This is a genomic window from Myxococcaceae bacterium JPH2, assembly GCA_016458225.1.
GTDB lineage: Bacteria > Myxococcota > Myxococcia > Myxococcales > Myxococcaceae > Citreicoccus.
The window spans coordinates 319,952-332,409 of the sequence record JAEMGR010000003.1 but is presented as its reverse complement, the minus strand read 5'-3'; the positions used below and the strand labels follow the sequence as shown (position 1 = coordinate 332,409).

The 12,458-nt window shown below is 70.7% G+C and carries 16 protein-coding genes; 6 read left to right on the top strand and 10 right to left on the bottom strand.

What is annotated here, in order from left to right:
- Positions 1-18: 18 nt before the first annotated feature.
- A complete protein-coding gene (locus JGU66_06050) occupies positions 19-597 on the bottom strand; it encodes a carboxypeptidase regulatory-like domain-containing protein (protein MBJ6760317.1) in 579 nt (192 codons plus the stop codon).
- A 186-nt stretch (positions 598-783) separates the two neighbouring features.
- Between JGU66_06050 and JGU66_06045 the strand changes: the two genes are divergently transcribed.
- Positions 784-1,869 (top strand): aldo/keto reductase, encoded by a 1,086-nt coding sequence (locus JGU66_06045; protein ID MBJ6760316.1) that lies wholly within the window; start codon positions 784-786, stop codon positions 1,867-1,869.
- Between the two features lie 531 nt (positions 1,870-2,400).
- Here the strand turns inward: JGU66_06045 and pdxA are convergent.
- The 5 genes from pdxA to JGU66_06020 all read right to left on the bottom strand — a co-directional run bounded on the left by pdxA (position 2,401) and on the right by JGU66_06020 (position 7,618).
- A complete protein-coding gene (pdxA, locus tag JGU66_06040) occupies positions 2,401-3,447 on the bottom strand; it encodes a 4-hydroxythreonine-4-phosphate dehydrogenase PdxA (protein ID MBJ6760315.1) in 1,047 nt (348 codons plus the stop codon).
- Positions 3,444-4,415, bottom strand: coding sequence for a peptidylprolyl isomerase (locus JGU66_06035; protein MBJ6760314.1), 972 nt, complete (start codon positions 4,413-4,415; stop codon positions 3,444-3,446). The genes pdxA and JGU66_06035 overlap by 4 nt, the downstream gene beginning before the upstream one ends.
- A 45-nt stretch (positions 4,416-4,460) precedes the next feature.
- Positions 4,461-5,456 carry a peptidyl-prolyl cis-trans isomerase gene (locus JGU66_06030; protein ID MBJ6760313.1) on the bottom strand — a complete coding sequence of 332 codons (996 nt, stop codon included), beginning with the start codon at positions 5,454-5,456 and terminating at the stop codon, positions 4,461-4,463.
- Between the two features lie 77 nt (positions 5,457-5,533).
- Complete coding sequence (locus tag JGU66_06025; protein MBJ6760312.1) at positions 5,534-6,532, bottom strand: peptidyl-prolyl cis-trans isomerase; 999 nt, start codon at positions 6,530-6,532, stop codon at positions 5,534-5,536.
- A gap of 66 nt (positions 6,533-6,598) precedes the next feature.
- Positions 6,599-7,618, bottom strand: a complete 1,020-nt coding sequence (locus tag JGU66_06020; protein MBJ6760311.1) for an alpha/beta fold hydrolase — start codon at positions 7,616-7,618, stop codon at positions 6,599-6,601.
- Positions 7,619-7,699: 81 nt separating this feature from the next.
- Between JGU66_06020 and JGU66_06015 the strand changes: the two genes are divergently transcribed.
- Complete coding sequence (locus tag JGU66_06015; GenBank protein ID MBJ6760310.1) at positions 7,700-8,035, top strand: GIY-YIG nuclease family protein; 336 nt, start codon at positions 7,700-7,702, stop codon at positions 8,033-8,035.
- Between the two features lie 228 nt (positions 8,036-8,263).
- Positions 8,264-8,665 carry a hypothetical protein gene (locus JGU66_06010; GenBank protein ID MBJ6760309.1) on the top strand — a complete coding sequence of 134 codons (402 nt, stop codon included), beginning with the start codon at positions 8,264-8,266 and terminating at the stop codon, positions 8,663-8,665.
- A 3-nt stretch (positions 8,666-8,668) separates the two neighbouring features.
- Here the strand turns inward: JGU66_06010 and JGU66_06005 are convergent, their stop codons facing one another.
- Positions 8,669-8,974, bottom strand: a complete 306-nt coding sequence (locus JGU66_06005; protein ID MBJ6760308.1) for a hypothetical protein — start codon at positions 8,972-8,974, stop codon at positions 8,669-8,671.
- Positions 8,975-9,066: 92 nt separating this feature from the next.
- Here JGU66_06005 and JGU66_06000 point away from each other — a divergent pair, with 92 nt between their 5' ends.
- Positions 9,067-9,348: a hypothetical protein gene (locus tag JGU66_06000; protein MBJ6760307.1), complete on the top strand. Its 282-nt coding sequence runs from the start codon at positions 9,067-9,069 to the stop codon at positions 9,346-9,348.
- A 15-nt stretch (positions 9,349-9,363) separates the two neighbouring features.
- Positions 9,364-9,810, top strand: coding sequence for a hypothetical protein (locus JGU66_05995; protein ID MBJ6760306.1), 447 nt, complete (start codon positions 9,364-9,366; stop codon positions 9,808-9,810).
- 10 nt (positions 9,811-9,820) lie between these two features.
- Here the strand turns inward: JGU66_05995 and JGU66_05990 are convergent, their stop codons facing one another.
- Together JGU66_05990 and nudC are read right to left on the bottom strand one after the other, a co-directional pair.
- Positions 9,821-10,513, bottom strand: a complete 693-nt coding sequence (locus JGU66_05990) for a radical SAM protein (protein ID MBJ6760305.1) — start codon at positions 10,511-10,513, stop codon at positions 9,821-9,823.
- 104 nt (positions 10,514-10,617) lie between these two features.
- Positions 10,618-11,454, bottom strand: a complete 837-nt coding sequence (nudC, locus tag JGU66_05985; GenBank protein ID MBJ6760304.1) for an NAD(+) diphosphatase — start codon at positions 11,452-11,454, stop codon at positions 10,618-10,620.
- 89 nt (positions 11,455-11,543) lie between these two features.
- Here nudC and JGU66_05980 point away from each other — a divergent pair, with 89 nt between their 5' ends.
- Complete coding sequence (locus JGU66_05980) at positions 11,544-11,759, top strand: hypothetical protein (protein MBJ6760303.1); 216 nt, start codon at positions 11,544-11,546, stop codon at positions 11,757-11,759.
- On the opposite strand, the gene JGU66_05975 is transcribed toward JGU66_05980, so the two are convergent.
- Positions 11,749-12,453 carry a YebC/PmpR family DNA-binding transcriptional regulator gene (locus JGU66_05975; GenBank protein MBJ6760302.1) on the bottom strand — a complete coding sequence of 235 codons (705 nt, stop codon included), beginning with the start codon at positions 12,451-12,453 and terminating at the stop codon, positions 11,749-11,751. The genes JGU66_05980 and JGU66_05975 overlap by 11 nt on opposite strands.
- Positions 12,454-12,458: the final 5 nt, after the last annotated feature.

Genomic DNA, 12,458 nt, shown 5'->3' with positions numbered 1-12,458 from the left:
GCGCTTGGCGGGGGGGCCTCAACTCCAGCTCTGTCCGTCGAGTTCTGGAAAGGAGACCTGGCATTGGCCCGGGACGACATTGTCCTCGCGGGCATGACCGTTTGCGTTGAGCGTGCCCTCGCGCTTGCTGCCGTCCGGCAGCGTCACGACGTAACGCGCGTTGGGAACCGGCTTGCCGGACTCGTCCTTCAGCTCGATGGCCAGGAAGGTCAGCTCCTGGGGGACCAGCTCCTCCGCCTTCTCCTTCGGCGGCTCGGGCCAGACGGGGGGCACCAATGTGGGGCGGTCCAGCTGGAGCGCCACCAGCTCGCCGCGAGCGAAGGCTTCTTCCAGCCGCTGCTTCAGGCGCTGCTCGTAGCGGCTGCGCTCCAGCCCGGTCAGCCCCAGGGGGCGATGGCCTCCGAGCGTCTCGTACATGGCATCCAGGGTTCGCGCCGCGGGGGTGGCGAGCCACCGGTCCAGGAATGAGGTGACGAAGACCTCGGGCACGCGGGTCCGTTCCGAGGTCCGCGCCTCCGTGTCGAGCGATGACACAATGAGCCAATCCGTGGACTGGGCTGGCAGGAGCCAGCGGCGGTGGTCGTGGACGTTTGCCATGTGAATGCCTCCCCGGGCGCGAGCCTAGCAGGGCTCCGAGGGGAGTGCTCCGCGACGCAGCGCGGTGGCGACAGCGGGCGTCTCGCGGACCCACCCAGGAGAAAGGGCGGGGGTTGAGTGGCGGGAGCCAGGAGGTCGGATTAGCTCTGCGACCGCCTTTTCCTGAGTCCTCTCATGGGGAGTTCCATGTCGCTCCAGCACTACCTCGCCCTGGGTCGTTCCGGTCTGCGTGTCAGTCCATTCTGTCTGGGCGCGATGACGTTCGGAGAGGACCTGGGCTTCGGCAGCTCGGTCGAGACGTCCGCGGCCATCCTCGATCGCTTCATCGAGCGCGGCGGCAACTTCATCGACACGGCCAATCTCTACACGCGCGGCCACTCGGAGAAAATCATTGGGGACCACCTCGGTCGCCATCCGAACAAGCGCGACCGGCTCGTCATCGCGACCAAGTTCTTCGGCAACCTGTTCGCCTCGGATCCGAACGGAGGCGGCGCGGGTCGCAAGTCCCTGGTGGCCGCGTGCGAGGAGTCCTTGCGCCGGCTGCAGACGGACTACATCGATTTGTATTGGATGCACTGCTACGACATCCACACGCCCATCGAGGAGACGCTGCGCGCGCTGGACGACCTGGTTCGCGCCGGCAAGATTCGCTACGCGGGCATCTCCGACACGCCGGCCTGGAAGGTGGCGCAGGCGCAGGTGATGTCCTCCTTCCGAGGCTGGGCGCCGCTCATCGCGTTGCAGATTGAGTACTCGCTGATTGAGCGCACGGTGGAAGGGGAGCTCATCCCCATGGCGCGCGAGCTGGGGCTGGGGGTGACGCCGTGGTCTCCGCTCAAGGGTGGCGCGCTCAGCGGCAAGTTCACGCGCGAGAACGCGGGCAAGCTGAAGTCGGACCGGGGCGCGCGGCTGGACGCCTCGCTCACCGAGCGCACCTACGGAATCCTCGACGTGCTCCAGCGCGTGGCGAAGGAGCAGTCCTCGACGGTGGCGCGCGTGGCGCTCGCGTGGGTGCAGGGGCGGCCGGGCGTGTCGTCCACCATCATTGGCGCGCGCACGCTGGCGCAGCTCGATGACAACCTGGGCGCGCTGGAGCTGAAGCTGACGGACGCGCAGGTGAAGGCGCTGGATGACGCCTCCACGCCCACGCTGGGGTTCCCGGCGGCCTTCATCGGAGCCACGCCCATCTACATGCACGGGGGGCTCTCGGTGAACGGGGTGGAGGCGCCGCCCTCGCCGATGGCGCCCCGCTCGGACGCGGAGCGCTGGTAGCGCGCCCAGCGGTGAGGTTCCGGACAGTCCTCACGGGTGGTTTCCGCTTTGTGAGGATTCGGCGTTCAAGAGCCAACGGGCGGGGTAGCGGGAGTCTGAGGTCGACCTAGCTTGATGCCCTGGCGGAGGGTGGGAGGGTTGAGTGGCGGGCGAGGGGCAGGGCGTGGGCGGGTGGCGTGCACGGGTCCAGAGGGCCCGTGCACGCCACGGCGCGACGGGTGCCGGAGTGTGCACGGGCCCGGTGTCTTCACCGGGCCTCGCGGCTATCCTTCGCCGCCTGACGTCATGTGCCCCCCGGAATCCGAGTGACAGACACCACGGAGTTGCATTTGTGTCACCGTTGCCTGGTTCGCCTCGAGGCGAACGCGGGCGGGGTGGACCTGCCTCGCCGCGTGCGCGAGACACTCCATGCGCGGGGACTGGGTGAGCGCACGCGCGTGATTCCCGCCCCGTGCCTCGGGCGCTGCCCCACCGGTCAGGTGACGGTGCTCGTCATCCCCGACTCCACCGGCCGGGGCTCGCACTCGACGCTCATCGACCCCGAGCGGGACGGCGAGGACCTCGTCGCGCACCTGGAGGCGAAACTGCCGCGAGCGTCGCGGCCTTGAGCAGCGCCTCCACCATGGGCACGCAGCTCGCCTTGCCCGTGCCCGCCAGCGCGTAGGCGGTGCCGTGGTCCGGCGACGTGCGCGGCACCGGCAGCCCGAGCGTCACGTTCACCGTGCGCTCGAAGTCCAGCGCCTTGGCCGGGATGAGTCCCTGGTCGTGGTACATGGCCAGCACCGCGTCGTACTCGGCGCCCACGCGCTCCGGCTGCGCGAAGAGGCCATCCGCCGCGAGCGGCCCGTGCGCATCCACCTTCGCGCGCCGCGCCCGCTGGATGGCGGGGCCAATCACCTCGACCTCCTCGCGCCCCAGCAGGCCACCCTCGCCCGCGTGCGGGTTGAGCCCCAACACCGCGAGCCGCGGCCGGCGTCCCACCACGGGCGCGAGGCTCCGCGACAACAGCTGGAGTTGCTCGGTGAGCCCCTCCACCGTGAGCCGCGAGGACAACGAGGCCAGCGGCACGTGGTTGGTGGCCAGCGCGATGCGCACGCGCGGACCATCCATCATCATGAGGACCTCCACGCCGAAGGCCTCCGCGAGGACCTCCGTGTGGCCCATGAAGGGGATGCCCGCGCGCGAAATCTGCTCCTTCGACACGGGCGCGGTGCACAGCGCATCCACGTGTCGCTCCCGCATGGCGGCGATGGCGGCCGTCACGTAGGCGTACTGCGCGCGCCCGCCCTCGCGCGAGGGCTTGCCCGGCACGCGGTCCTTCGCCGCCAGCCGGGTGACCTCCACCACGGTGGGACCATGCACGCGCCCCAGCTCCTCGGGGGACGCGCGCAGGTAGTCGCGGAACTGCGGGAAGCGCTCCAGCGTGGGGCCGTCTCCGAACACCACCGGAACGAGCGCCCGGCGCACCGAGGGGCGCGCCAGCGCGGCGGCCGTCACCTCCGGCCCGATGCCCGACACGTCCCCCAGCGAGATGCCCACCACGGGCCGCTGGCGGTCGCTCCCCGCGCCGCGTGTCACAGCTTCACTTCGACGTTGGCCTTCGAGCGCAGCTCCTGGACGTACTGGTCCAGGAACTTCTCCGTCTTCTCCTGGAGCAGCTTGGACTCCAGCTTGGGCTTCATCTCGTCGTAGGAGGCCACCTTCACGTTGCGGCGCTCCTCCACCTTCAGGATGTGCCAGCCGAAGTTGGTGCGGATGGGCTCGCTCACCTCGCCGTCCTTCAGCGAGAACGCGGCCTTCTCGAAGGCGGCCACCATCACGCCGCGCTTGAAGAAGCCCAGGTCACCGCCATCCGCCGCGCTCGGGCCCTCGCTGCGCGCGCGCGCGAGCGCCGAGAAGTCCATGCCGGGACGCCGGGCTTCCTGCGCGATGCCCTCGGCCTTCTTGCGCGCGGCCTCCACCACCTCGGGCGTGGCCTTGGCGTCCACCTGCACGAGGATGTGGCGGGCGTGGACCTCGGTGTCCTCGCCCTCCAGCCGCGAGTACTGCGCGTAGGCGGCCTTGAGGTCCTCCTCGGTCACCTTCACCTTGGGGCCCACCTTCATGCGCAGCAGGCGGTCGCGCAGGATGCGCTTGCGCATCATGTCCCGGTAGCGGGGCAGGGTGAGGCCCTCGCCCGCGAGGAGCTGCTCGAACTGGGCCGCGTCGGTGATGTTGTTCTGCTTGCGGACGTCGGCCACCAGCTCCTCGACCTCGGCGTCCGTGGCGGTGATGCCGAGCTGCTGGATTTCACCCTCCATCAGCTTCTCGCCGATGAGCGTGTCCAGCGTCGTCTTCAGCACCTGGCTGCGTGCCTCCGCGCGCTTGCGCGCATCGCGCTCGGCGTTGAACCGCTGCATCTCCGGCGCGGCGCGCTGCTCCAGCTCCGAGAGCGAGATGACGTCGCGGTTCACCACCGCGACCACCTTGTCCACCAGCTCCGCGCGCGCGGCCGTCGGGCCCGCCAGGAGCGCCACCGCCGCCATGAACGCCAACAGCTTCTTCATCTCAAGTCCTCGCCATCATCGAGCTGGTACCCCAAGCCCGAACAATCAATCACCCGTGGCCGCGTGCGGCGTGGGCCGCCCGCGGATGGCCTGCAGCGAGGCCTCGTTCACCCAGACCTGCGCCTTGTCTCGCAGGTCCTTCTCGAAGGCTTCCTGGGCTTGCGCCCGCTTCTCTTCCAGCACCCGGGTCTCCACCACCTGCCGCACCTCCGCGAACTCGCGCTTGCGGGCCGGCTTGCGCTCCAACACCTTGAACAGGTGATAGCCGTACTCGGTGGAGACCACGTCCGAAACCTGCCCCACCCCCAGCTTGAATACCACTTCGTCGAACGCGGGCGGCATCTGGCCTCGGGGGAAGAAACCCAGGTCGCCTCCCACCTTGGCGTCCGCGCTCAGCGAGTACCTGCGCGCCAGGTCCGAGAACTTCTTTCCAGTCTTGAGCTGGGTCTGGAGCCGGCGCGCCTCGTCCAGGCCCTTCACCACGATTTGCGCGGCGTGGACCTCCTCCGGCTCGTGGAAGTCCGCCTCGCGCGTGGCGTAGAAGGCGCGCAGCTCCTCCTCCGTCACCGCGACGCGCGAGTACACGTGGTGGGTGAAGAGCTTCTCGATGGTGAGCCGGCTCGTCTCGCGAGCGCGCAGCTCGGACATGGAGAGCTGGCCCTGGGCCAACACCTCGTTGAAGTTGCCCGCCGGGTAGTCGCCTGACAGCCGCAGCACGCCCCGGTCCACCTCTTCCGGCGTCACCGTGACGTTGTTCTGCCGGGCCGCCTGGAGCAGCAGCAGCCGCTTCACCAGCGTGTCCACCAGCGCCCGCTTGAAGGGCTCGACCTCTTCCGGGGTGCGCTCGGGGCCCTCGGTGGAGGCCAGCTCGCGCGACAGCTCCTGCTCGAAGTCGGTGCGGCTGAGCACCTCGCCGTTCACGGTGGCCACCACGGACGGGTCCGGAGCCTCCTGCGAGGGCTTGTGGCAGCCGGCCAGGCTGGCGCCCAGGACCAGGGTGGACCACAGCAACCAGGTGGTGGGAGCAAAGGCGGGGCGCATGCGCGGGGGCCTCGGGGTGGGGGAGGACAGAGTCCCCCCGAAGGTGGTGCCGGGAAGGCGAGCTGGCAAGCGGGGGCTCACGGGGGAGGCACCGTTCCGGGCGGCGGACCCACGGGCTTCTCCATCGGGCCGCCCACATCCAAGGGCACCGCGTCCAGCGCGGCGGTGTCCACCTTCAGCGCCAGGCGGCGAGAGGCGTCCTCCAGGTACGAGGCCCAGCTGCGGGCCCGCTGCTCGCCCTCCAGGCGCACGCGCAAGCCCTCGCGTGCCTCCTCCAGCGGGACGTCCAGCGCGGGTCGCCGCGCGCGCAGCTTCAGCACGTGGAGGCCCGCGTCCGTCTGCACCACGCCGCTGAGCGCGCCCTCGGTGGTGAGCGCGCGCGCGGCGGCGGTGACCTCGGGGCCCAGCTCCTGGGTCAGCTCCGCGTCCGAAAGGAAACGCAGGTCACCGTCGAGCGGCGCGGTGCGGGGCTCCTCGCTCACGCCGCGCGCCAGCTTCCCGAAGGCGGCGAAGTCATCCGGAGCCAGCGCCAGCGCCTGGGCGCGCACGGCCTCGGCCCGCTCGCGCGCCTTCGCCACGCGGGCCACGTCCGAGCGGGGCGCGGCGAGGAACACATGCGACAGGCGAACGACCTCGGGGCGGACAAAGTCCTCGCGGCGCGCGGCATAGGCGGCCTCGACGTCCGCGTCGGACACCGCGATGGAGGCCTCCTCCAGCTTCGCGCGCATCAGCCGGTTCACCAGCGCGCGCTTGGTGGCCTCCACCACCTCCGGGTCGTCCTGGAGTCCGCGCGACAGCGCCTCGCGGACCAGCACGTCGAAGCGGGCGAGCGCCTCGACGTATTCGCGCCGGGCTTGAGGTGACTGGTAGCGCTCGCGCAAGGCGGGGCTCATCTCGCGGAAGCGCCGGGCCACCTCGTCGGTGGTCACCGCGTCGCCGGCCCAGCTCACGGCCGGGGGCGCGCTGGGGTTGCGGGTGTGGCGCAGGTCCATCACCGCGCGCCCGTCCGCCGGCGCGCGCTCGCACGCGGCGAGTGCCAGCAGGGCGAGGGCAAGGGGGCGGGCGGAGAGGGGCATGGGCGGCGGATTCCGGCTAGCACGGCGGGGGAGCCCGGACAACCGGAGGAGGGGGCACCCGGCCGCTCAGGCCCGGGTCGCGTGCGAGGACAGGAACGCCTCCACCAGGGGGAAGATTTCGTCCGGCGCGCGCCGACCCAGAATCAGGTCCGCGTGGCCGTAGTCCGCGCCGAAGCCGTGGGCTCGCCCGGCGACGAGGAACTTCACCGGTCCGCCCAGGTGCTCCTTGGCGCGCGCCACGGCCATGGGCGGGGCGAGCAGGTCGCGGCTGCCGGCCAGGAGCAGGAAGGGGATGCGCACCTGCGCGAGCGGCGGGCGGTAGTCGAAGCTGCCGTCGTGGGTGGTGAACTGGTTGGTGACGATCCACCGGGCGAACTGGCGCCCCACGCCGCCGGAGATGTCCGAGGGCACGTTGGCCATGGCGCGGCGGATGACCTCCGGCTCCATGTTCTCCGCCAGCATGAGGTAGCGGCTGATGGGGCCCGGGGGCGCGCCCAACAGGGCGATGCCGGTGATGCGGCGGGTGGGGATGGCCTTGAGGCTCAGCAGCGGCTCCATGCGGCGGATGAAGGAGCGCAGCCCTGGCTGCACCGCGAAGGTGAACGGACTGCCGAGCGCCGCCGCGGCCCGCACGGGCGCCTGGGGATTCTTCGCCAGGTGCGCGTAGATCATCAGGCCGCCCTTGGAGTGGCCCACCCAGAGCACCTGCTTGGCTCCGGTGGACAGCACCGTGCGCAGGGCGGCGCGCACGTCGTAGTCGGCCTGGTCGTCGAAGGTGAAGTCGCCGCACTCGCCCGCGAGCCCTCGGCCGCGCAGCTCCAGCACCCAGGTCTCGAAGCCGGCGCGGGCCAGCGCGCGCGCCATGCTGTAGTGCTCGTTGAAGTCGAGGTGGAAGCGGTTGGCGGCCAGCCCATGGCAGAGGATGACGGGCTCGGCGTGGCGGCGCTCTCCGCGTGGGTGATAGCGGCCGAGCGCGATGGCGGCGCCGTCATCCGTGGGAACTCGATACAGCTCGTCGGGCCGGAAGCTGAGCGTGAGCAGCCCCTCCTTGCCGCGGTCCATCGCCCGCGAGAAGAGATCCGCCATCCGACCCAGCCGCGCTACCTGTCTTCGTGTCACGGCGCCGAGTCTACGTCCGACCCGGGGACGTTGCCGCGCCCATTCCGGATGCTCGACACCCAGGCTGCCCCTGGAGGTGGGGTCCGCGTCGCGGATAGAGTGCCGCGCCCCGTGCCTCGCGAATCCCCCGGCTGGACCGTCTACATGCTGCGCTGCCGAGACGGAACGCTGTACACCGGCGCCACGAACGACCTGCCACGCCGGGTGGCCACGCACGCGAAGGGGCGCGGCGCTGCCTACACCCGCGCCCGCCTGCCCGTCACCCTGGTGTGGAGCGAGCCCGCGAAGGACCGGAGCGCCGCGCTCCGCCGAGAGGCCGCCATCAAGCGGCTGACCCGGGCGGACAAGCTGCTCCTGCTGCCGCCCCGCGCGCGGAAGCCCTAGCCTCCGGTTCGAGGGATATGTCGTGCGGTGTCCATCGTTCTTCCCTCCGTCCGAGCAGCCGGGGAGCCTGGCGCGGTGGGGATGGGACTGGCGCCCGCCCAATCGCTCATGGAACGCTGGCCGGTGCGGTTCATCGTGAAGTCGCGGACACCCTGCTCCCGAGGACCAGTGCGGTGCCTCGGAGGGCAGCTCTAGGGTTCGGTCGTTCCTTGCAGGGAGAAGATGTCCATGTCTCGAGTGCGTACGTCCATGTTCGTCGTGCTGGCGGTGGGCGCGGTTGGAATCGGGTGCGGTGACGGCAATCACTTGCCGCGCATCACGGTGGGGCCGCGGCTGTCCCTCGCCGGAGTCTCCGAGGGCGGGGTGCGGGTGATGGAGGGCACCACCGTCCAACTCCAGCTCGAAGTGGATGACGAGGACGGCGACACGCTGGAGTTCAACTGGCGCCAGGAGCCGGCGACTCCGGCGGGGGAGTTCTCGGATCCCCACGCGCGCGCGCCCACGTGGGTCGTCCCCCCGCAGAACGCGGACCATCCCGAGACGCCCCTCTTCATCTACGTCAACGTGCAGGACGGCAACGGGGGCGGCCTGCTGGGCCGCACCGCGCCCATCTACGTCTCGAAGGGGTAAGCGCTACGCCGCCGAGGCAGGAGGCGGCGTCGCTGCATCGTCGCGGCGGGCCACTCGGCGGGCCCGCACGGCGAGCAGGATGCCGAGGATGAGGCCGACGCCCGCGCCCACCGACGCACCGATGATCTGGTAGCGCATCAGCTCATGGGTCACCTCCCGGACGACCTGGGGGAGGTTGCACATGGTCTGCGTGGCGAGCGGGGTGCTGTTGTACCACTCGAGGAAGCTCGGGGCCATCAGCGACGCCACGAAGATTCCCAGCAGGGCGAAGCCGAAGATGAAGTTGAGGAACGTCTTCACGGCGGACATGGCGGCGACCTCCTCGCTCACTGAGCGGCGGGCCGTCCTTAGTACGCGCACCGAGGACACGCCAGGGGGCAAGCATGCTAAGGGTTGGGGCCGTGTCGGTCCTGCCCTTCGCCATCCTGTTCGCGGTGCTCGCGCTCGTGTGCGCGGCGTTCCTCCTGGTGCATGCCTTCCGCCGCAGCGTGGGCACGGGGATGATGGTGCTGCTCATCCCCTTCTACGTGCTGTTCTACGCCTTCAGTCAGTTCGAGCACCCGCGCAAGAACCTCATCGTCACGGGCTTCATGGCCTGCTCGGTGCTGGCCGCGGTGTTCCTGGGCATGGGCGCGCACGGCGTGGCCTCGGCGGCGGCGCACGTGGCGCCCTCCAGCTTCTGAGCGGGGCCTCGCGCCATGGGCTCCGGCGACTCGGTCCTGCTCACCGGCGCCCGTTGCGCGGAGCACCCGGAGCGCGGAGCGGTCGTCACCTGCGCGCGCTGTGGTCGCTTCCTCTGTGGTGACTGCCTCGAGGTGCAGTCCGAGGATGCCCTGTGCGGCGCGTGCGGGGTGTGGCTGCGCCAGCACGGTGCGCCCTCGCGCGCGGTGACCGCGTGGATGGTGGTGAACTTCCTGGGGCTGGCGCTGCTCTTGGGCCTGCTGTTCCCGCTGCTCGCCTTCGTGGGCGGCGCGGGGGGCCTGGTGTGCGCGAAGCAGGAGGTCCGGCGCGTGCCCGACACCCCGTGGAACTCGCGCGCCTTCAACCGGGTGCGGGTGCTGCGCGGGGTGGCGCGCGTCAACCTGGGCCTGACGCTCGTGTGGCTCGCGGTGGTGGTGGGAGCGATGCTGTGGAAGGTCGGGTGACGGGCCGCGCTCAGACGCCGCGCGCGTTGGGTTCCCACATGTACTTGTGCATCTGGAGCTGGAAGCGCACCGGGAGCCGGTCGTCGATGATCCACTCGGCGAGCTGGCGCGGGTGGAGCTTGTCGAACACGGTGGAGAAGAGGACGCCGTAGGGCCGGCGGGTGAGGTCGTGCTCGGCCACGAGCGCGCGCGACCACTCGTAGTCCTCGCGCGAGCCGATGACGAACTTGAGCTCGTCCCGCGCGTTCATCGAGGCGAAGTTGCGGTAGTCGTTGCGGCTGGACTCGCCCGACGACGGCGTCTTCATGTCGACAATCTTGTGCACGTCCGGAGGCACGAGCCGCACGTCGATGGCGCCGCTGGTCTCCAGGAGCACCTTGAGCCCCGAGTCCAGGAGGGACTCCATGAGCGGATAGACGCCGGGCTGGAGCAGGGGCTCGCCGCCCGTCACCTCCACCATGGGCGTGTTCATCGCGCGCACCTGCGCGACGACGTCCGCGTTCTGCATGCGCTGGCCGCCGCGGAAGGCGAACTCGCTGTCGCAATACGAGCAGCGCAGGTGGCAGCCAGTGAGGCGCACGAACGCGCAGAGCAGCCCCGCGTGCGAGGACTCCCCCTGGACGGAGAGATAGATTTCCTTCACCACCACGGAGTCGGCGGTGGGGACACGGCGGGGTTCGATGTGCGGGCGCGCTGCGGGCATGGGCGTACGGGAGCGGGCGCATCAAGCGCACCCGAGGGGGCCGGGTCAAGGGCACACCGGCCTTGCTGACGAACAGGAGGCGCGGGCCGTGGGATTCCCGGGACTTACCGGGTGGCCTTCACCCGCGTGATGAACGAGTCGATGAGGTGCCGGGCGATGCTGAGGGGGGGCGGGATGCGCGGCAGGTCATCCACCGAGAACCAGCGGGCCTCGGCGATCTCCTTGCCGTCCACGGTGATTTCCCCGCCGGCGTACTCCGCAGTGAAGCCCACCATGAGCGAGCGGCCGAAGGGCCAGGGCTGGCTGCCGAAGTAGCGCACGTCGCGCAGCTCCAGTCCGACCTCTTCCTTCACCTCGCGCCGGACGGTCTCCTCCAGGGACTCGCCCGCGTCCACGAAGCCCGCCAGCGTGCTGTACATGGGCTCGGCGAACGTCGCGTTGCGCGCCAGCAGCATCTGGTCGCCTCGGGTGATGAGGACGATGATGGCCGGAGAGATGCGCGGGTAGAACGGCGTCCGGTCCACCGGGCAGCGGCGCGCGCGCTCCCCCGGGACGAGCTGGGTGGCGGAGCCGCAGCGTCCGCAGAAGCGGTGCGTGAGGTCCCACTCGGCGATGGCCAGCGCGCGGCCGACGACGGCGAAGCGCGCCTCGTCCACCCGCTTGAACAGGCTGCGAGCGGGCACCAGCTTCATGCCCTCGGGGAGCGGGTGGTCCGGCGGCAGCGACACGGCGTAGCAGTCCGTCGTCGTGTCCGAGTCCAGGACGCCCAGGAAGTGCGCGTCCTCCATCAGGGTGGGGAAGTTCGCGCCGGTGGGGAGGACCACCGCGCCGTCGCGCTCCTCGATGACCAGGTCCAGCCCGCGCGCGAGGAAGAACAGCGCGCTGTCGCGGGGGCGGGGAGGGGGCTCGTGTCCGGGCTCGAAGTGGGAAGGGAGGCTCACGGGCAGGCACCTTAACGGGCTCGGTGCTGGCGTGCAGTGTCCGAAGCCCGCGTTATGTTCGGGCCACTCGACGTGACGGGGCGCATTGCGTGAGCGACATCTTCATCCGGCTGGTGTGTGGCGTGCTCGTCGTCGTGATGGGGCTGGGCATGGTGGCCCATCCCCCCACGAACACGATGCAGGTGGTGGGCATGCTGCTGCCCGTCTCCATGCTCTTGAGCGTGGCCATTCGCGGGCTGCCGTGGCGGCGCTCCAGCTTCCCGAGGAAGCGCGTGCCGCCCCCGCCGCCCGACGCTAGTCCTTGAGCCCCACGTAGATGTTCTGCACGTCGTCGTCGCCGTCGAGTCCCTCGAGGAACGCCTCGACGTCCGGGCGCGCCGCGCCGTCGAGCTGCACGGGGTTCTTGGCGAGCCACGCGAGGCTCTGAGCGGTCACCTTCCAGCCCTGGCCCGCGAGCGCCTTGCTCACCGTGTCCAGCTCGGCCGCCTCGGTGACGAAGCGGGTGGCGCCCTCATCCGCGGGCTCCACGTCCTGCGCGCCGGCCTCGATGGCGGCCGTCTCCGCGTCGGTGCCAGGAGCGGGCGGCGTGGCCTCGATGACGCCCCGGCGGTTGAAGTCCCACGACACCGCGCCGCTGGTGGCCAGCTGCCCCTTGCGGAACAGGATGCGGATGTTGGTGGCGGTGCGGTTCTTGTTCTCGGTGAGGCACTCGACGATGACCGGCACCTGGTGCGGCGCGAAGCCCTCGTAGGTGACCAGCTCGTAGTTCACCTGCTCATCGAGTTCGCCCGCGCCCTTCTTGATGGCGCGCTCCAGGGTGTCGCGCGGCATGGAGGCCTTCTTCGCGGCGTCCATGGCCATGCGCAGCCGGGGGTTGTTCTCCGGATCCGAGCCCCCCGCCTTGGCGGCCACCATGATTTCCTTCACCAGCTTGGTGAAGAGCTTTCCCTTCGCGGCCGCGTGCTCGGTACGGCCCTTGTGTTTCCACTGAGCGCCCATGGGGT